This is a genomic window from Streptomyces sp. NPDC001401, from assembly GCF_042895385.1.
GTDB lineage: Bacteria > Actinomycetota > Actinomycetes > Streptomycetales > Streptomycetaceae > Streptomyces.
The window spans coordinates 67,214-85,748 of the sequence record NZ_JBIAWI010000028.1 but is presented as its reverse complement, the minus strand read 5'-3'; the positions used below and the strand labels follow the sequence as shown (position 1 = coordinate 85,748).

20 protein-coding genes are annotated in these 18,535 nt (G+C 70.0%); 6 read left to right on the top strand and 14 right to left on the bottom strand.

Translation table 11 applies throughout. The features are described from left to right. Window positions 1–10: 10 nt before the first annotated feature. Window positions 11–349: a DUF3817 domain-containing protein gene (locus ACFY10_RS51025; protein ID WP_390672257.1), complete on the bottom strand. Its 339-nt coding sequence runs from the start codon at window positions 347–349 to the stop codon at window positions 11–13. A 43-nt stretch (window positions 350–392) separates the two neighbouring features. After that, window positions 393–902, bottom strand: coding sequence for a MarR family winged helix-turn-helix transcriptional regulator (locus tag ACFY10_RS51020; protein WP_390672256.1), 510 nt, complete (start codon window positions 900–902; stop codon window positions 393–395). 248 nt (window positions 903–1,150) lie between these two features. Here ACFY10_RS51020 and ACFY10_RS51015 point away from each other — a divergent pair, with 248 nt between their 5' ends. Further along, window positions 1,151–2,149 carry a glycoside hydrolase family 6 protein gene (locus ACFY10_RS51015; protein ID WP_390672255.1) on the top strand — a complete coding sequence of 333 codons (999 nt, stop codon included), beginning with the start codon at window positions 1,151–1,153 and terminating at the stop codon, window positions 2,147–2,149. Window positions 2,150–2,189: 40 nt separating this feature from the next. On the opposite strand, the gene ACFY10_RS51010 is transcribed toward ACFY10_RS51015, so the two are convergent. The 7 genes from ACFY10_RS51010 to ACFY10_RS50980 all read right to left on the bottom strand — a co-directional run bounded on the left by ACFY10_RS51010 (window position 2,190) and on the right by ACFY10_RS50980 (window position 9,217). Further along, on the bottom strand, window positions 2,190–4,187 hold the full coding sequence (locus ACFY10_RS51010; protein WP_390672254.1) for a galactose oxidase-like domain-containing protein: 1,998 nt from the start codon (window positions 4,185–4,187) through the stop codon (window positions 2,190–2,192). A gap of 4 nt (window positions 4,188–4,191) precedes the next feature. Further along, a complete protein-coding gene (locus tag ACFY10_RS51005) occupies window positions 4,192–5,988 on the bottom strand; it encodes a glycosyltransferase family 2 protein (RefSeq protein ID WP_390672253.1) in 1,797 nt (598 codons plus the stop codon). Between the two features lie 324 nt (window positions 5,989–6,312). Continuing rightward, window positions 6,313–6,963, bottom strand: a complete 651-nt coding sequence (locus ACFY10_RS51000; protein ID WP_390672252.1) for a TetR/AcrR family transcriptional regulator — start codon at window positions 6,961–6,963, stop codon at window positions 6,313–6,315. Next, window positions 6,960–7,646, bottom strand: a complete 687-nt coding sequence (locus ACFY10_RS50995; RefSeq protein ID WP_390672251.1) for a DUF4166 domain-containing protein — start codon at window positions 7,644–7,646, stop codon at window positions 6,960–6,962. The genes ACFY10_RS51000 and ACFY10_RS50995 overlap by 4 nt, the downstream gene beginning before the upstream one ends. Beyond that, window positions 7,643–8,404: a hypothetical protein gene (locus tag ACFY10_RS50990; RefSeq protein ID WP_390672293.1), complete on the bottom strand. Its 762-nt coding sequence runs from the start codon at window positions 8,402–8,404 to the stop codon at window positions 7,643–7,645. The genes ACFY10_RS50995 and ACFY10_RS50990 overlap by 4 nt, the downstream gene beginning before the upstream one ends. Window positions 8,405–8,570: 166 nt before the next feature. Beyond that, window positions 8,571–8,864 carry an MTH1187 family thiamine-binding protein gene (locus ACFY10_RS50985; protein WP_275781404.1) on the bottom strand — a complete coding sequence of 98 codons (294 nt, stop codon included), beginning with the start codon at window positions 8,862–8,864 and terminating at the stop codon, window positions 8,571–8,573. Next, window positions 8,861–9,217 carry a DUF3817 domain-containing protein gene (locus tag ACFY10_RS50980; protein ID WP_390672250.1) on the bottom strand — a complete coding sequence of 119 codons (357 nt, stop codon included), beginning with the start codon at window positions 9,215–9,217 and terminating at the stop codon, window positions 8,861–8,863. The genes ACFY10_RS50985 and ACFY10_RS50980 overlap by 4 nt, the downstream gene beginning before the upstream one ends. Before the next feature lie 168 nt (window positions 9,218–9,385). Here ACFY10_RS50980 and ACFY10_RS50975 point away from each other — a divergent pair, with 168 nt between their 5' ends. The 4 genes from ACFY10_RS50975 to ACFY10_RS50960 all read left to right on the top strand — a co-directional run bounded on the left by ACFY10_RS50975 (window position 9,386) and on the right by ACFY10_RS50960 (window position 12,039). Further along, window positions 9,386–10,018: an AIM24 family protein gene (locus ACFY10_RS50975; RefSeq protein WP_390672292.1), complete on the top strand. Its 633-nt coding sequence runs from the start codon at window positions 9,386–9,388 to the stop codon at window positions 10,016–10,018. A 1-nt stretch (window position 10,019) separates the two neighbouring features. Further along, complete coding sequence (locus ACFY10_RS50970) at window positions 10,020–10,670, top strand: AIM24 family protein (RefSeq protein WP_390672249.1); 651 nt, start codon at window positions 10,020–10,022, stop codon at window positions 10,668–10,670. Further along, entirely contained in the window at window positions 10,667–11,467 is an 801-nt protein-coding gene (locus ACFY10_RS50965; RefSeq protein WP_390672248.1) for an AIM24 family protein, read from the top strand. Before ACFY10_RS50970 ends, ACFY10_RS50965 begins: the two co-directional genes overlap by 4 nt. Window positions 11,468–11,562: 95 nt before the next feature. Then, entirely contained in the window at window positions 11,563–12,039 is a 477-nt protein-coding gene (locus ACFY10_RS50960; RefSeq protein ID WP_123967520.1) for a MarR family winged helix-turn-helix transcriptional regulator, read from the top strand. On the opposite strand, the gene ACFY10_RS50955 is transcribed toward ACFY10_RS50960, so the two are convergent. Together ACFY10_RS50955 and ACFY10_RS50950 are read right to left on the bottom strand one after the other, a co-directional pair. Beyond that, entirely contained in the window at window positions 12,036–13,463 is a 1,428-nt protein-coding gene (locus tag ACFY10_RS50955; protein WP_390672247.1) for a sensor histidine kinase, read from the bottom strand. The two genes, ACFY10_RS50960 and ACFY10_RS50955, sit on opposite strands and share 4 nt — an antisense overlap. Continuing rightward, window positions 13,460–14,128, bottom strand: a complete 669-nt coding sequence (locus ACFY10_RS50950) for a response regulator transcription factor (protein ID WP_390672246.1) — start codon at window positions 14,126–14,128, stop codon at window positions 13,460–13,462. The genes ACFY10_RS50955 and ACFY10_RS50950 overlap by 4 nt, the downstream gene beginning before the upstream one ends. A 116-nt stretch (window positions 14,129–14,244) precedes the next feature. Here ACFY10_RS50950 and ACFY10_RS50945 point away from each other — a divergent pair, with 116 nt between their 5' ends. Next, window positions 14,245–14,802, top strand: a complete 558-nt coding sequence (locus tag ACFY10_RS50945) for a PepSY domain-containing protein (RefSeq protein ID WP_390672245.1) — start codon at window positions 14,245–14,247, stop codon at window positions 14,800–14,802. Between the two features lie 7 nt (window positions 14,803–14,809). On the opposite strand, the gene ACFY10_RS50940 is transcribed toward ACFY10_RS50945, so the two are convergent. From ACFY10_RS50940 to ACFY10_RS50930, 3 genes are all read right to left on the bottom strand, one after another. Beyond that, complete coding sequence (locus ACFY10_RS50940) at window positions 14,810–16,093, bottom strand: MFS transporter (protein ID WP_390672244.1); 1,284 nt, start codon at window positions 16,091–16,093, stop codon at window positions 14,810–14,812. Between the two features lie 188 nt (window positions 16,094–16,281). Further along, entirely contained in the window at window positions 16,282–17,238 is a 957-nt protein-coding gene (gene meaB, locus ACFY10_RS50935; protein ID WP_390672243.1) for a methylmalonyl Co-A mutase-associated GTPase MeaB, read from the bottom strand. Between the two features lie 65 nt (window positions 17,239–17,303). Then, window positions 17,304–18,506, bottom strand: a complete 1,203-nt coding sequence (locus tag ACFY10_RS50930) for an acetyl-CoA C-acetyltransferase (RefSeq protein ID WP_390672242.1) — start codon at window positions 18,504–18,506, stop codon at window positions 17,304–17,306. Between the last annotated feature and the right edge of the window lie 29 nt (window positions 18,507–18,535).

Sequence of the window (18,535 nt, the reverse complement as noted above, 5' to 3'; positions counted from 1 at the left end):
CACGCAGTCGCTACGCCTTGGCGACCGCGGGCGAGCCCTCGGCGGCCTTGGCCTCCAGCTCGTGGCTGATCTTCCGCTCGACGAAGAAGGCGGCCGTCGGGATCGTCCCGGCGAGCAGCACCCACAGCTGCTTGCCGACCGGCCACTTCGCCTTGGAGCCCAGGTCGAAGGCGAAGATCAGGTAGACCACGTAGAGCCAGCCGTGCGCGATGGCGACGACGCGGGTGAAGTCCGCGGCACCGTCGATGTCCAGGCCGTACTTGGCGATCATGCTCAGGCACAGCAGGACCAGCAGGACACCGGTGACGTAGGCCATGACGCGGTAGCGGGTCAGCACGCTCTTCTTCATGGCGTCGAGCGTAACCGCCCGTTCCGGGAGATCTTGGGCCGGGTCATTCCTCGGCGAAGTCGTTGGCCGCCACCCGCAGCGGCCGCAGCATCGCGAAGATCTCCGCGCACTCCTCGGCGTCGTACGCACCGAGGCCGAACTCCATCGCCATCAGGTCGCGGGTGGCCGCCTCGACGACCTCGCGGCCCTTGTCGGTGATGGAGGCGAGGGTGCCGCGTCCGTCGTTGGGGTTGGGGCGCTTGGCCACCAGGCCCGACTTCACCAGGCGGTCGACGGTGTTCGTCACCGAGGTGGGGTGCACCATCAGACGCTCGCCGATCTTCGACATCGTCAGCTCGCCCTCCTTGGAGAAGGTGAGCAGCACCAGCGCCTCGTACCGCGCGAACGTCAGCCCGTACGGCTTGACCACCGCGTCGACCTCGGCGAGCAGGATCTGGTGCGCGCGCATGATCGATGTGATGGCCGCCATGGACGGCACGTTTCCCCAGCGCCGCTTCCAGAGTTCGTCGGCGCGGGCGATCGGATCGAAGGGGAGACTGAGCGGCTTCGGCACGGCACTGACCTTACCGGCCGGTCACATGGTGGTCAGCCCCGTCTCGCGTTTCGGTCCGCCGGGCTTCAAGGGCCGGAAGCAGACAGCACGCGCGCCCCGGCCCCCGCGACGGTGGCGGGCACTATCCACCCTGGCGCACCGTCTCGGACTCGCGCCGGCTGCCATGTCGGACCCGGCACCCTCAAATCCCTTGTGCAACGATTACTGACGAATCATCAGTAAATGTCACCTTCGCCCCAGGGAGCAGCATGTCCCGGCTGATCCACACCCTCGCGGCTCTCGCGGTCCTCGGGCTTGCGGCGGGCTGCTCGTCCACGTCCGACATCGACACGGCATCCGCGGCGGGCGGCGCCTCGAAGAAGGCGGGCCGCGCAGGCGCCATGGACTTCTGGGTCGACCCGGCGAGCCCGGCCGCCGAGCAGATCAAGGAGTGGCAGCAGACGGGCCGCGCCCACGACGCGGAAGTGCTCAAGCGGATCGCGGACGAACCGGAGGCGCTGTGGCCGGCCGGCGAGATCGACCCGGGCCCCATCGTGAAGGCGGCCACCGCGTCCGCGGCCCAGGAGGGACGTACGGCGCTCTTCGTGGCGTACGACATCCCGCACCGCGACTGCGGCCAGCACTCGGCGGGCGGCGCGGCGGACGCGGACGCCTACCGGGCGTGGATCGGGCAGTTCGCGGACGCGCTCGGGGCCGGCCAGGCCCTGGTCGTCCTCGAGCCGGACGCGGTCTCCCACATCGTGGACGGCTGCACACCGGGCGGCTACCACGACGAGCGCGAGCAGCTGCTGAACGAGGCGGTCGTCCGCCTCAAGCAGCAGCCGAACACCAAGGTGTACCTGGACGCGGGCAACCCGGCCTGGATCCGCGACCCCTGGAAGCTGGTCGACCCGCTGAAGCGGGCGGGCATCGAGAACGCCGACGGCTTCTCCCTGAACGTCTCCAACTTCCAGACGGACGAACTCACCAAGGCGTACGGCCTCGAACTCTCCGGCGACCTCGGCGGCAAGCACTTCGTCATCGACACCAGCCGCAACGGCAACGGCCCCCTGCCCGGCGCCTGGTGCAACCCGCCCGGCCGCGCGCTGGGCACCCGCCCGACGACCGACACCGGCGACCCCGCGCTCGACGCCTACCTGTGGATCAAGCGGCCCGGCGAGTCCGACGGAACGTGCGGGGGCGGGCCGGCCGCGGGGAAGTGGTGGCCGGAGTACGCCCTGGAGCTGGCGCGCAACTCCAAGGCGTAGCAACCGAGTTGCGTCGTCCGGGTCACGTCGCCGGGTTGGGTCACTTGACCTGGATCCACTTGGCCTCGGACGGCGTGCCCGTCGCGTCCGTCACGAACAGCATGTACCAGCCGGGCGGCACCAGGGCCGGGTCGTCGGGTACGTCGACCGTCACCGAGTGCGCGTCCTTGGTCAGGCCGAGTTCGATGGAGCGCTGCTCGACGTCGGTGGTGTGGGTGACCGCGCTGGGCCGCATGAGCCGGGCCTTCGCCACCCGTTCGGGGTGATCGGTGCGGAAGGTCGCGCGGCGCTGCTTTCCGAGCTCCCGCGGGCCGCCCTCCAGTACGGGGCGGTTCTTGCCGCCCCGGTGCAGCGCGGGCGGTGTGAAGACCTCCATGCGCTGCTCGAAGTGGCCGAGCTTGGTGTTCTGCTGGTCGTCGAAGAGCGGGTCGGAGCCGAAGGTGGCGACCCGGCCGTCGGGCAGCAGCAGGGCCTCGGAGTGGTAGTTGCGGCCGACGGTGGGCGCGGCCGCCTCGCGGAAAGCGTTGCTCTTCGGGTCGTAGAACTGCGCCTTGAAGATGTTGCTGGCGCTGCGGCCGCGGTAGTCCTCGGAGCCGTTGGTGGTGAACACCGAGTCGTCCGGCATGATCACGCTGTTCAGGTACCGCGTGCCCTGGGGGAGGTTGGGCCCGTCCTTGAAGACCGGGTTGTCCTTCTTCAGATCGACGACGGCCGTGCGCGGGGTCGACCTCCTGGACTCGCCGACGCCTCCGCCGCCCAGGATCATCACCTTCTGGTCCTGCGCGGGCGGCAGCAGCAGGGAGGAGGAGGTCTCCGTCTCGTCGGGATCCCGCAGCCCCGGCACCTTCCGGAAGGTGTTGGTCCTCAGGTCCCACAGCCCGGGGTCCCGCCCCTGGTCGGCGGGCCCGTAACCGGCGTTGGAGGACGTGTAGAAGAGCTTGCCGCCCTTGGTCAGGAAGAGCGCGGGGTACGTGGGGAAGTACCGTTTCGGGCCGGGTGACCACTTCTTGGTCCTCGGGTCGTAGATCTCGTTGTCCCCGGGGTCGATCTGGCCGACGTCGTCCAGGCCCGAGACGGCGAGCACGCGCCCGTCGTCGAGTCCGACGAGCGTCGGATACCAGCGGGCCTTCTGCATCGGATCGACGGGCACATACCGCTCGGCCACGGGATCGAACTCGTAGGCGGCGCGGATCCCCTGGAAGTCCTGCTTGTCGAGGGTGATCTTCTCGCTCAGCCCGTAGGTGTTGGCCGCGTCCTTGCCGGTCAGCCCGACGATGTCGTACTGGGCCTGCTTCTCGGTGACGGACATCGGACCGGCCTCGACGGCCTCGACGAAGACCCGGGCCTCGCCCGCCACCACCGGGGCCGGGGCCTGCCCGGGCCGCACCGCACCGACGGCGCGGGCTGCGGGCTGGGCCTGGGCCTGGGCCTTGGGGACGGTGACGTCGAACCTGCTGACGTACTCGACGCCCGCGGGCGAGCGGAAACGGGTGCCCTTCTTCAGGAAGACCGCCTTGGTGGCGTTCTCGTTCTTGATCCGCATACCGCCGCCGGCCCGTTTGACCTCGCCGTCGAGCAGCTCGTAGCGGGCGGTGCCGCCGGCCACGAGGAGCCGCCCGTCGGGGAGTTGGGTGTGCCCGGAGCAGAAGAAGTCGGCGGGGGTGGGGATCTTCTTGAAGGTGTTCGCCTTCGGGTCCCACAGGACGGTGTCGAAGGACCCGGCATTGAATTTCCTCTGTTCGTTGCCCGACCCGGCGACGATCAGCACCTTGCCGGTGTGCAGGAGCGCGGCGTGGATGGCGTTGGTGCGGTACTTCGCGGGGATGTCGACACGGCTCCAGGAGCCGTACTTCGCCTGGTACTCGGGCTGGGCGATCTTGTACGCGTGGTACTCCTCGCCGGCGAACTCGACCGCGGCAGGGGCGTTGAGACAGGCCAGGACCACGATGCCCCCGACGCCGAGGACGGCCCTCTTCGTCACCCTGCTCTTGGAGCTCTTCTGGTACTTGTTCCGGGAACTCCGGGAATTCCGGGCCATGGCGCTAGTTCCCTCCTGTCGTGGTGCCGGAGACCGGGGAGACCCCGCCGCTGGTGGCGAGGGCGGGCTCCGTGCCGTCGACGGCACGAGTGGTCCGATGCGGTGCCTGCCGCCCCCGCCGCTCCTTGAGGAGCGTGGAGCACCACACCACGACCGGTGCGAGGGCGATGGCCATGGCCAGGACCGCCCAGGTGCGCATGGCCGCATGGGTGTGGTCCAGGACGACCGAGGCGGCCACGGAGGTCGCGAGGAGGATCGCCCAGAAGAGGTGGATACGGAAGGTGAGCAGCCGGTCGGCACTGGCGTCCACACCCTTGGGAGTCACGACGAACCTGCTGGGCCGCCGCACGAGCGCCTCACCGAACGACTTGAGGTAGATCGGCGCGGCCAGGGCCGACATGACCATCCCGGCGAGCCCGCCGGACCCCTCCGGCTCATGGGGCGAGATGTTGTGCCGCCGGTTCCACAGATACAGCCCGATCTGCAGGGCGGCGGCATCGCTGTAGAGCATCAGCCACACCGAGGAGGCGACCTGTGTGCCCGAGGCCCCGAACCAGAGAAAGAGAACGCAACTCAGGATGCCGAGAAGCCAGTTGACGGCCGTCATCGGGTAGTAGACGAGCATCAGGGTGTACGAGAAGAGGCGCCCCGGAGGCATCCTGAACAGCGCCTTCCCGTACTGCTTGAGCAGCGTCTCGTAGGTCCCCCGCGACCAGCGCATCTGCTGCGTGAAGAAGTCGGTCCAGGAGGCGGGCCCCTCCCCGACGGCGAGCACGTCCGGTGTGTACACGGACCGCCAGTGATTGCCGGTCGCCGGATTGCGGCGCTGGTGTATCTCGAACCCGGTGGCCATGTCCTCGGTGATGGAGTCGTACAGCCCGCCGATCTGCTTCACGGCGGCGATGCGTACGACGTTGTTCGTACCGACGAACATGGGCGAGCGATACCGGTTCCCGGCACGCTGGATCAGCGCGTGGAAGAGGAACTGCTGCGACTCGGCGGCTTTGGTGACGGGATGGTCGGCGTAGTTCCCGTACACCTGAGGCCCGACCACGAAGGCAACATCGGGATCCCGGAAGTAGCCCATCATCCGCTCGAGGAAGTTGGGGCGCGGGACGTGGTCCGTGTCGACGGAGGCGAAGAAGTCGTACTCGTCGCCGTGCACGGCGATCCAGGCGTTGTAGTTGCCGTGCTTGGTCAGGGCCTTGTGGACCCCCTTGGCCTGGTTCCACTGCGGCACACCGTGCCGGGTGAAGTGCCGCACTCCGAGCTCCGCGCACAGGACCTTCGCCTGCTCGTCGTCGCCTTCGTCGAGCAGCCATACGTCGAGGACACTGCCGGGCCCGGCGTGGGTGATCCCTACGGCTCCCTCGAGGGTGGCGCGGACCATGGAGAGGGGTTCCTTGCCCGGGACGTACGTCGTGAGGAAGGCGACCCGGGTGCCGGGTTCGGGGACCACCGGGACGGGGTCGCGGGCGACCAGCGTGGCGTGTGCGACGGACGCGACGTTGACGACCATGAACAGCTCGATGAGCCCGATGGATATCAGCATCGTGGCATCGAGCCCGACGAGCCAGCTCTCCCCGCCGTCGCGGTGCACCCAGTGGGTGGGCCAGACGAGGTAGACGAGCAGGGTGCCGGTGAGCACCGGCGCGAGGGTCATCAGGAGGACGGCCTGTATTCGGCGCGGCTCACTGGACAGGAGCGAGGTGTACTGCACCTGGTACGACGCGTCGGTCGGCTCCGTGAGAGGTCCGGCCAGTCGGCTGTGGGTGTCGTATGCGTAGCCCTCCGACTGCACGGCGCCCTCCATTGAGTGAGGTGTGACCGGCAGACGAATACCGATCACTCCATACAAAAGTGGAGTTCCGAGGGCACGGCGACCTGGGGGCGTCCAGCCGGGTGGAGCCGACGGCATTCCGGGAGACGGGCGGGGGTGACCGCCCGGGAGCTGATCTCCGCCGGCCGGGGATCGATCTTTCAGCCCGTCCGGCGTTCGAGGACGAGGCCGTTCAGGCCGAACGGAGGTCTGGGGGCAGAGCCCCCAGCGGGGTGCCGGGGCAGCGCCCCGGGCCGGGACGGGCAGGGGCGGCGGGGGCGAAAAGACCCCCCGCTGCCAACAGCCTCAGCGCCGCCCCCTCCGCCGCACCCGATGCCGCACAGCCCGCTGAGCCACCGGCCCAAGCTCCTCCAACACCCCCGCAACAACCCCCAGTTGCTCCAGCGCATCCAACGCCGCCGACGCCCCCACCGCATCCACACCCTCGTACAACTCGATTCCCACGAACGCGGCCGCCACAGCCCGGGCCAAGCCGGAAGGATCCGCAAACTCCCCCAGCGGCGTGTCCGCAAGGACCCTCCGCAGCACCTTCTCGATCTCCACGATCCACAGATCGAGCCCCGCCGCGGTCGCCGGCCCCAGCGTCGCGTGGGTCTGCGCCCCGGCCAACAGCTGCCCGAGCAGGGCGACATGCCCCCCGGCACGCTCCGCCTCGTGCATCTCCCGCCCCACGGCGAGCAGTTCGGACAGCGACGTCACCGCCGCGAACTGTTCGCGATACCGCGCCACCGACTGCTCCGCGCCGTACCGGCAGGCCGCCGCGAGCAGTTCGTCCACCGAGCCGAAGTGGTAGAAGACCAGCGCCTGGTTCACCCCGGCGGCCGTCGCGATCGTACGGGCGGACACCTTCGCGATCCCCTGCTCGGTGAGCGTCCTCAGCGCCCCCTCGAGGAGTTTGGCCTTGGTCTCCTGGGACTTCGCCGTCTCGGGACTCACGCGCGCCGCTCCTCGCGCACCGGCCGCAGACCGGGCCGCACACCGCAGTCACGGATGTCCGTGTACGTCGCCTCGAAGGACCCGTCGTAGCCGAAAAGGGGCCCGAAGTACCTGTTCACCACCCGGACCCGGACACGGAACCGCCCGGCCACGTCGTCGAACGACTCCCGCACCTCGGCACTGGCCCCGATCAGCTCCGGTACCCGCGCGTCCACCACCCCCTCCCGGAACCGGTGCTCGCCGGAGCGGATCAGCAGCGACCCGTCGGGCTCGGCCCGGAAGTACAGGTCACTGGCGAGGTGCTGGTGGGTCCCGAGGTAGTCCAGGATGCGGTCCCCTGCAGGGCTCAGCACCATCTGGGCGTCGAAGCGCCGGGAACGTCCGGGCAGGTCGAAGGTGCGCACGAAAGTCACCGTCTCACGCCCGAAGCTGTCGGTGTACGGAACGTTCTCGATGGTGAAGGGAACCTGGCGCCCCTGCCTGGGCACCAGGATGTTGCGCGTGCTGCCGAGCGCGAGAAAGGGCTTCACCAAGGGTCCGCCGTGCCAGATGCGGTCCATCACGCCCCGCCCCGTGCACGCCTCCCCGCTCGCCAGCCCGACCGAGAATCGGCGTTGCAGCTGAGGGTGGAGACGGTCGAAGTCGGAACCCATGACCGTGCGGAAGATCGACGTCGTCGTCATCGGTGGCTCTCCAGGGTGCGCAGAACCCGGGGCGCACGCACGCGCGTGGGCGGCGTACGCAGGCAGCGGCGGGCGGCCGGGGTGGTGGACAGCGGCGGCGCGAGGAGCGCCAGCGAGAGGGCGACCACCGCCAGCAGCGGGGTGGCGTAGCAGAAGAGCGGGGCGAACGGTCCGGTCAGCCGCAGCAGGCTGCCGTAGCCGAAGCCGGTCCCGGCGAGGGCGATCACCAGGGCCCGCACGAGCAGCTCGGCCAGCCAGTTCGTCCGCGCCCGCTCCGGTGTGATCCCGCGCTCCAGCCACAGCCGGAGCCGGTCGAAGGACCAGGCCGTCGCCCAGCCCATCAGGGGGCGGAACAGAATCCGGTCGGCGAGTGCGCCGAAGCCGCCCCAGCGGGGCCGGTAGTCGTAGCCGGTGAGGAAGCGGACGCCGTCCCCGTCGGGGATGTAACGCCAGTACCCGCTGCCCTCGGCCAGCAGCGAGAGCGGATGCGGCGAGGCGAACCGGAGCGCGGAGGTACGGGTCCCGTCCGGGCGCTCCCGTTCGCCCGCCGAGACTCCGGTGCCGGCGACCGTGAGGAAGGGCAGCACCCTGGCGGCGTACCGGAAGTGCTGCGGTTCGCCCTCCACGCGCGGGAGGTAGCAGATCTCTGTGAAACGGAGGTCCCAGCGCTGGTGCTGGGAGGGTTCCTGAGTGCGTGACCACAGTTCGTCGAGGTCGGCACGGATCCGCGCCTCTATGTAGAGCCCCGAGTGCCCCATGTGAATCCCCCAGGTCAGCTGGTTGTTTGAGCGACTGCTCAAACTACTTGACCGTGAACGTACACCTCTTTGAGCGATCGCTCAAACATGGGCCGCAAGAAAAACCCGGCCCATGCGGGCCGGGTTGGACTTTCGAACCGACTACGGCGACTGGACGACTTCGCGACTACTCGGCGAGATACCGCTCCACCGTCTCCACCTTGGCGGTGAGACCGTCGGTCACTCCGGGGCGGATGTCCGCCTTGAGGACCAGGGACACGCGCGGCGCCCGCTCCTCGACCGCGGCGACGGCGCGCCTGACGACGTCCATGACCTCGTCCCACTCGCCCTCGATGGACGTGAACATCGCGTCGGTGCGGTTGGGCAGGCCCGACTCGCGGACGACGCGGACGGCGTCGGCGACGTACTCCCCCACCTCGTCGCCGACCCCCAGCGGCGTCACGGAGAAGGCGACGATCATGCGTTCACGACCCCTTCCCTTTCCTTGCGCGCACGAGCCGCGATGACCTCGTCCTCGGCGGCGCGGCGCAGCGTGCGCTCGATGATGAAGCCGCCGCCCGGGATGATCGAGTACGCGAAGTAGAGGGCGGCCTTGCTCTTGTTCCACTTGGTGCGGTTCCAGGCGTCGGCCCAGAAGATCACGTAGATGATGAACAGCACGCCATGGATCGGGCCGAGCACGCGGGCGACGTCGACGTCGGGGTTGATCGTGTACTTGATGACCGTGCAGGTGAAGAGAATGATCCAGGAGACGCCCTCCGGCACGGAGATCAGTCGGAGGCGGCGGATGGCGGAGGCTGTCTTGAGGTCCACGGATCACCTTCGGTGGGAGTTGCGACGACGGTCTGCCGGTTTGTGAACGCACGCACAAGCGCCCCCCCATTGTGGCAAACAGTGCCCCTAGGGGTGCGCTCGGGGTTGGTATCCACCCGTAGGCCCTGTGCGGCGCGCCCGCCCTGCGGATACCTTCCCAGCGTGGCGATGTTCCGACTCCAAGGCAGCAAGGTGCTCGCCGTCGACATGACCGGGGACGCCGTGAAGGCGAAGAACGGCTCGATGGTCGCGTACGACGGGCAGATGGCCTTCAAGAAACTGAGCGGCGGCGGTGAGGGCCTGCGGGGCATGGTGACCCGGCGGCTCACCGGTGAGCAGATGACCGTGATGGAGGTGAAGGGGCACGGGACGTGCTGGTTCGCGGACCGGGCCTCCGAGATCAACCTCGTCGGCCTCCAGGGCGACAAGCTGTATGTCGAGTCGAGCAATCTGCTCGCGACCGACGCCGGCCTCAGGACCGGCACGACCTTCACCGGGCTGCGCGGCGCCTCGCAGGGCAACGGGCTGTTCACGACGACCGTCGAGGGCCACGGCCAGGCGGCGATCATGTCGGACGGCCCGGCGGTGGTGCTGCGGGTGAGCGCGCAGTACCCGCTGACGGTCGACCCTGGCGCCTATATCGCGCACCAGGGGAATCTGCGGCAGTCCTTCCAGTCCGGTGTGACGTTCCGCACGTTCTTCGGCGAGGGCGGCGGCGAGGCCTTCCAGATCCGGTTCGAGGGGGACGGGCTGGTGTACATACAGCCGAGCGAACGCAACACGATCGCGGGGGACGTGTGACATGCCCTTCCGCGAGATCAACTCCAAGATGGTCGAGGCGACAGTGCTGCCCGGCCAGCGGCTGTTCAGTCAGCGCGGCGCGATGCTCGCCTACAAGGGCGAGGTGTCCTTCACGCCCAACATCCAGGGCGGCCAGGGCGGGATCATGTCGATGATCGGGCGCAGGGTGGCGAACGAAGCCACCCCTCTGATGTCCGTCGAGGGCAGCGGCACGGTCCTGTTCGGGCACGGCGGTCACCACGTCCAGGTCATCAACCTCACCGGCGACACCCTCTACGTGGAGGCGGACCGCCTGCTCGCCTTCGAGGGCACGCTCCAGCAGGGCACGATGTTCATGGGCTCACAGGGCGGGGTCATGGGCATGGTGCGCGGCCAGGTCACCGGCCAGGGGCTGTTCACGACCACCCTCAAGGGCCAGGGCTCGGTCGCGGTGATGGCCCACGGCGGCGTCTTCGAGATCCCGATCACCCCCCAGCGGCCCGTCCACGTCGACCCGCAGGCGTACGTCGCCCACCACGGGGACGTACGCAACAAGCTGTCCACGGCACTGGGCTGGCGGGACATGGTGGGCCGCGGCTCCGGCGAGGCCTTCCAGCTGGAGCTCAGCGGCAGCGGCGCGGTGTACGTCCAGGCCTCGGAGGAGAAGCTGTGAGCGGGTACGGGGTCCCGGGCGGCCCGACGGTCTTCGACCCGATGACGCTGCCGGTCGACGACAACGTCAACAAGTACACCTTCTGCGTGGAGCTCAAGGGGAGCCAGTGGTTCCTGCAGAAGGGGAAGATGATCGCCTACTACGGCTCGATGGAGTTCAACGGCATCGGGCACGGCCGGCTCGACCGACTTGTCCGTACGTCCTTTCATTCGCCACTGCACGCGAGCGACTGGGTCGTGGCGGACGGCTCCGGCAAGATGCTCCTCGCCGACCGGGCCTTCGATGTGAATTCGTACGACCTCGAAGACGGCAACCTGACCATTCGCTCGGGCAATCTGCTCGCTTTTCAGCCAAGTCTCGCGCTCAAGCAATCCATCGTGCCGGGTTTTCTGACCCTGATCGGAACCGGAAAGTTCGTGGCTGCATCTAACGGTCCGGTGGTGTTCATGGAGCCCCCGATCCGGGTGGACCCGCAGGCGCTCGTCGGCTGGGCCGACTGCCCGTCGCCGTGCCATCACTACGACCACGGCTACATGACGGGCCTAATGGGCGGTCTACGTGCAATGACGGGCCTCGGCGGGGCCTCCGGGGAGGAGCATCAGTTCGAGTTCGTAGGGGCCGGCACAGTCCTGCTCCAGTCCTCGGAGACCCTCATGGCCGAGCAGGCCACGGGGGCGGTTCCGCCGGAGCCCGGCGTACCCGGTGGCGGCGGGGTGCACACAGGCCCTTCACAGCAAGCCGGCTCACCGCGCCTTCCCGGACAGCTGGGGGACCTCCAGCGTCGCTTCGGGCTGTGAGCGGTAGTCTGCGGAGTGTGACGTCGAACGTGTGCGCGCCAATGTCACACCACCCTCACTAGTTCGCCTTTCAACATTTTAGGTAGACTTCATTCATGGAGACCGAGACGGCCACGCGCTGGCTGACCGATGCGGAGCAGTGCGCCTGGCGCACCCACCTGGAGGTCAACAGGCTGTTGACGTACCAGCTCGAGAGGGACCTGCAGCCGTTCGGCCTGACTATGAACGACTACGAGATCCTGGTGAACCTCTCCGAGTCGGAGGACGTACGGATGCGGATGAGCGACCTCGCGTCCGCCACCCTCCAGTCCAAGAGCCGCCTCTCCCACCAGATCACCCGGATGGAGAACGCGAACCTGGTCCGCCGCGAGAACTGCGAGTCCGACCGCCGCGGGCTCTACGCGGTCCTCACGGAGCACGGTATGGAGACGATGAAGAAGGTCGCCCCGCACCATGTGGCGTCCGTGCGCAGGCACTTCATCGACCTGCTGTCCCCCGAGGCCATGGCGGAGCTCGACAAGGCCCTGAAGCCCATCGCGGAGCACCTCCGCGGGCAGCGGGGACGCCCCTAACGCGTTGCAGGAGCAAGCGGCAGGCGGAGTTCGAACAGAGCCCCGCCTGCCGGTGCGTCCCGGACGGTGAGCGTTCCGCCGTGCCGTACGGCGACGTCGCGGGCGATGGCGAGCCCGAGGCCGGCGCCGCCGTCGTCGCGGCTGCGGGCGTCGTCGAGCCGTACGAACCGCTCGAAGACCCGCTCACGGTCGCCCTCGGGCACACCGTCTCCGTCGTCGGCGACGGCCAGTACGGCAGCGTCCCCGTCCCGCCGCACGGACACGGTGACCGCCGACCGGGCGTGCCGCTCGGCGTTGTCGAGGAGATTGGCCAGCAATCGCCCCAACTGCCCCTGTGATCCCGCCACTTCCACGGCCTCCGCATCCAAGGTCGCACTCCTTCGCCTCGCCGTCTCCTCCCGCGCCAGCGCGCCCAGGTCGAAGCGGGCGCCGCCCGGCCGCTCCCCCGCGTCGAGGCGGGCGAGCAGCAGCAGGTCGGCGGCGAGGCGCTGCAGTCGTGCCGTGTCCTCGACGGCGCCTTCGAGGTCCAGCAACTCGCGGTGCGCGGCGCCCACTTCGAGCTGGGTCCGCAGGGACGCGATCGGACTGCGCAGCTCGTGCGAGGCATCGGCGACGAACCGGCGCTGGCGCTCCACGGAGCTCTCCAGCGCGGCCAGCGTCTCGTTCGTGGTCCGGGCCAGGCGGGCGACCTCGTCGTGGGTGTCCGGGACCGGGACGCGGCGGGCCAGGTCCGCGGAGGCCGTGATCGCGGCCATTTCGCTGCGGATGCCCTCCACCGGGTGCAGGGCGCGCCGGGTGACCAGCCAGGTCACGCCCGCGACGACGCCGAGCAGCAGCGGGAAGCCGATCAGCATCACGGTCTGCGCGGTGCGGACGGCGCCCTGTTCGGCGGAGAGCGGAGCGCCGGCGTGGACGGTGAGTTCGCCCTTGCCGTCGACCTCGACCCGCACGGCGGCGAAACGGTAGTCGGCGCTCTGGCCGTCGATCGTGGCGGAGCCGTTGGTGAAGGTGGTCCGGTCGTCGATCTCACCGGGTTCGAGGGCGGAGTGGTGGTCGTCCGCGTCGTCGTCGGACTCCTCGCCGCCGGCGCTCGGGGATGCGCTCGGCTGCGGCTTCACGGCGTCCGTGTCCGTGCCGCTGATCTTGGTCAGGTCCTCGCTGGCGGCGACCAGTGTGCCGGTGGAGTCGACGACTTGGACCGGCTCCTCGTCCCCGTCCAGGGAGAGCTCGTCGTAGCGCTTCCCCATGGCCAGATCGGTGGCGACCGACCGCGCGGTGCGCTCCGCCTGCGTGCCCGCCTGGCCCAGCAGGTTGGACCGCAGGGACAGCAGTACGGCGACGCCGGCGGCGACCAGCGCCACGGCGACGACGAGCGCGGCGGCGAGGGTCGCCCGGGCCCGTACGGAGCCGAAGACCCGTCTCATCTCCCGGCCTCCAGGCGGTAACCGGCGCCCCGGACCGTCCGGATGAGCCCGGCGCGCAGCTTGCGCCTCAGCGTGCTGACGTAGACCTCGACGATGTTCGGGTCGCCCTCGTACGCGAAGTCCCAGACGTGGTCCAGGATCTCGGCCTTGGACACCACCGCGCCGGCCCGCACCACGAGCTGCTCCAGCACCGCGAACTCCTTGGCGGTGAGGGTGACTTCGTCATCGGCGAGGAAGACGCGGCGGGCGCCCGTGTCGACCTTGAGGTCGCCATGGACGTGCACGGGCGAGGCACCGCCGGCGGGCCCCCGGCGCCGTAGCAGCGCCTTGATACGGGCGACGAGGACGACGTACGAGAACGGTTTCGTCAGGTAGTCGTCCGCGCCCGTGTCCAGGCCCTCCGCCTCGTCGTACTCGCCGTCCTTGGCGGTGAGCATGAGGATCGGGACGTCGTTCCCGGCGGCGCGCAGGGCGGAGCAGACACGGTAGCCGTTCATGCCCGGCAGCATGATGTCGAGGATCAGCAGGTCGTACGGCGACTCGCTCGCCCGGTGCAGGCCCTCCAGGCCGTCGTGGACGACGTCGACGGCGTAGCCCTCGGCGGTCAGTCCCTTGGCCAGGGAAAGGGCTAGACGTTTCTCGTCCTCGACGATCAGCAGGCGCATGTGTTTCAGGGTCGCAAACCGAAGCTGAAGTGATCTTCAGGTGGCTTCAGGTCCCGCTCAGTGTCCGTTCGCGAGTGTGGTTCCCACAGAAACCGAACGACTCGGGAGGAACCCGTATGAAGCGCAACATCGTCATCGCCACCGTCGCCGCGGCCGCGCTCGTCGGCGGCGGCACCGCCGCGGCCTTCGCGGTGGGAGGCGGCGACGCGGCGCCGACGAAGCGTCAAGCGAGCCTCCCGGCGGCCGCAAGCGGCAAGGTCACTGCCGCCGGCGCCATCGCCGCCGCCCTGCAGCACACGCCGGGCACGGCCGTCGCCGCCGACCGTGACGACGACGGCACGAACGCCTGGGAGGTGGACGTCGTCAAGGGCGACGGCGCCGAGTACACGGTCCGGGTCTCCCCCACCACCGGCAAGGTCGTCGGCGCCCACCGCGACACCGACGACGGCAGCGACGACCTCGCCGCCCTGAAGGGCACGGGCGTGGACGCCCGCGAGGCCGCCCTGGCCGTCGCGCCGAAGGGCACGGTCACCGAGGTCGACCGGGACGACGACGGCCCCGCGGCCTGGAGCGTCGAGACCCCCAAGGGCGAGTGGAAGGTCGACGCGCACACGGGCAAGGTCACCCAGGACCACAAGGACGCCGACCACGACGGCCGGGGCGACGACGACTGACGTGCCGTCACGCGACGGGTACGGCCTCCTCGCCGTCCCGTTCCGGCACCGTGCGAGGGGCACTCGGCTCACGGGTGCCCCTCGCGGTGGCCAGGGCCGTCAGCAGGGCCGCCGCGCCGGCCGCAGCGAAGCACAGTGCCGTCGGCATCCCGCTCACCAGCAGCCCCGCTACGGCCGCGCCCGCCGTACTGCCCGCGTTCACACCCGTGTTGACCCAGGCGCCGGCCCGGACCCGTGTCTCCGGGGCCGCCGCGTCGTCGGCGATCAGATAGGCGGTGGTCAGCGCGGGCGAGACGAAGAACCCTGCTGTCGCCAGAGCGACGGCGAGCGTTCCGAGCCCGGGGGCGAGCCCGGCACCGAGCAACGCCACCCCCAGGCCCGCCGCCGTCGGGGGCAGTCGCACCCGGGCCGGGATGCGCCAGTCGACGGCCCCGTTGACCAGACCGCCGACGGCACTGCCGGCGGACAGGGCGGCCAGCGTCCACGCGACCGCGCCATCGCCGTAGTGCCGCTGCTCGGCAAAGGCCACCACCACCAGGTCGACCACGCCCAGCGTCAGCCCGACGCCCGCGGCAGCGACGACGGGCCGAAGAATGCCGCGCAGCACACTCCGCCCGGCAGCGCTCCGCCCGGCTTCCTGCCGCGGACGGACCCCCTGCCCCGCATCCGCCTCGACGGGACGCACCGCTCCCACAGCCGGCGACGTGACGAACCCGGCCGTCCCCGCCACGATCAGTGCCGTCCCGAAGACGATGCCGGCCATCGGCGGAGCGAAGCCGACGAGGACGCCTACCAGGAGCGGTCCCGAGACGAAGAGCAGTTCCTCGGCGACGCCGTCGAGGCTGTAGGCACGCTGCAACAGGGCACGGTCCGGAGCGAGCCGGCCCCACACGGCGCGCATGGTCGGGCCCAGCGGAGGAGTGCAGGCTCCTGCCGCGGCGGTCATGGCGCCCAGGACGAGCGGTGAGACGGCACCGGGGCGCCGGACGAGCAGCGTGAGCAGCCCGAGCAGGGCCGCGTAGGCCGTGACCATCGGGACCAGTGCGCGGCGCGGCCCGTGCCGGTCGATCAGGGCGGCCCGGGCGGGCGACAGGAAGACGCTGGTGGCGCCGAACAGCGCCATGACGGAGCCCGCGACCGCGTACGACCCCGAGGCGCGGTTCACGGCGAGCATCACCGACAGGGGGACGATTCCGTACGACAGCCTGCCGAGCAGAGCGGCTGCGAAGGTGCGACGGGCATGCGGGATGCGGAGCACGACGGCATACGACGGCCGCCGTGCGACTGACATGGAAGACACGGCAATTCCTCGACTCGAGGCAGGGAAAGGGGACGCCTGATTGCCGCGCGCCGGCTGCGGTCGGTCACCGTTTGCCGTGCGCGGGCCGGGGCGTGCCCTATGCCAAGAGGAGGTACATGCACATCAACGTATCAGCGCGGCCCAGGAGTTGACCACGCAATAGCAGGCAGTGAAGCGCCTCAGCCCTGCGTCAGCCCCGCCACCAGTTCGTCCGCCGCGCGGTACGGGTCCAGCTCCCCGGCCACGATCCGTTCCGCCAGTGCGCTCAGGCGGCGGTCGCCGTGCAGGTCGCCGATGCGTTCACGCAGGGCCGTGACGGCGATGGTCTCGACCTCGCGGGAGGCGCGGGCGCGGCGGCGCTCGGCCAGGACTCCGCGCTCCTCCATCCACGCCCGGTGCTTCTCCAGGGCCTCGACAACCTCGTCGATGCCCTCGGCGCGCGCGGCGACCGTCTTGACGATCGGCGGGCGCCAGTCGCCGGGGCCGCGGGACTCGCCCAGGCCCAGCATGTGGTTCAGCTCGCGGGCCGTGGCGTCGGCGCCGTCGCGGTCGGCCTTGTTGACGACGTAGACGTCACCGATCTCCAGGATTCCGGCCTTCGCCGCCTGGATGCCGTCGCCCATCCCCGGGGCCAGCAGGACCACGCTGGTGTCCGCCTGGGAGGCGATCTCGACCTCCGACTGGCCGACACCGACCGTCTCGACCAGGATCACGTCGCAGCCCGCCGCGTCCAGCACACGGATCGCCTGCGGGGCGGCCCACGCGAGGCCGCCGAGGTGGCCCCGGGTCGCCATCGAGCGGATGTACACGCCGGGGTCGGAGGCGTGCTCCGACATGCGCACGCGGTCGCCGAGCAGTGCGCCGCCGGAGAACGGGGACGACGGGTCGACGGCCAGGACGCCGACCCGCCTGCCCTGCTTGCGGTACGCCGTCACCAGCGCCGAGGTCGACGTGGACTTGCCGACGCCCGGGGAACCGGTCAGGCCGACCACGTACGCGTTCCCCGTCAGCGGCGCCAGCGCCTCCATGACCTCCCTGAGCTGCGGGGACGCCCCCTCGACCAGCGAGATCAGCCGGGCCACGGCCCGCGGCCGGCCTTCCCTGGCCTGGGCCACCAGAGAGGAGACGTCCTGCATCACAGCTCCGTTCAGAGATCGACGTCAGGGATCGACGTACGAAGGAGGGACATACGAAGGAGAACTCAGGCCTTGGGTACCCGCACGATCAGCGCGTCACCCTGACCGCCGCCGCCGCACAGCGCGGCCGCACCCACGCCGCCGCCCCGGCGCTTCAGCTCCAGCGCCAGGTGCAGGACGAGCCGGGCGCCGGACATGCCGATGGGGTGGCCCAGGGCGATGGCGCCGCCGTTGACATTCACCTTTTCTGTTGAAACTCCGAGGTCCTTCATTGACTGCACGGCCACGGCGGCGAAGGCCTCGTTGATCTCGACGAGGTCCAGGTCCTCGACCTCCAGGCCCTCCTTCTTCAGGGCGTGCAGGATCGCGTTGGACGGCTGCGACTGGAGCGAGTTGTCCGGGCCCGCCACATTGCCGTGGGCGCCGATCTCGGCGATCCAGTCCAGGCCCAGTTCCTGCGCCTTGGCCTTGCTCATCACGACCACGGCCGCCGCACCGTCCGAGATCTGCGAGGAGGTGCCGGCGGTGATCGTGCCGTCCTTGGTGAACGCCGGGCGCAGCTTGCCCAGGGACTCAGCGGTGGTGTCGCCGCGGATGCCCTCGTCCTTGCTGAAGAGGACCGGGTCGCCCTTGCGCTGCGGGATCTCGACCGGGGTGATCTCGGCCTCGAAGATGCCGTTCTTCTGGGCGGCGGCGGCGCGCTGGTGGGACAGGGCGGCGATCTCGTCCTGCTCGGGGCGCTGGATGCCCAGGCGCGTGTTGTGCTTCTCCGTCGACTCGCCCATGGCGATGTTCTCGAAGGCGTCGGTCAGGCCGTCGTGGGCCATCGCGTCGAGCATCTCGATCGCGCCGTACTTGAAGCCCTCGCGGGACTTCGGCAGCAGGTGGGGCGCGTTGGTCATGGACTCCTGGCCGCCCGCGACGATCACGTCGAACTCGCCGGCGCGGATCAGCTGGTCGGCGAGCGCGATGGCGTCGAGGCCGGACAGACACACCTTGTTGACGGTGAGCGCCGGGACGTTCATCGGGATGCCGGCCTTGACGGCGGCCTGGCGTGCCGGGATCTGCCCTGCCCCGGCCTGCAGCACCTGACCCATGATCACGTACTGCACCTGGTCGCCACCGATCCCCGCACGGTCGAGGGCGGCCTTGATCGCGAAGCCGCCGAGGTCGGCTCCGGAGAAGGACTTGAGCGAGCCCAGCAACCGTCCCATGGGCGTCCGGGCGCCCGCGACGATCACCGAGGTCGTGCTGTTCGATCCAGACATGAGCTGCGATCCCCTTCCGGCTGCACTGC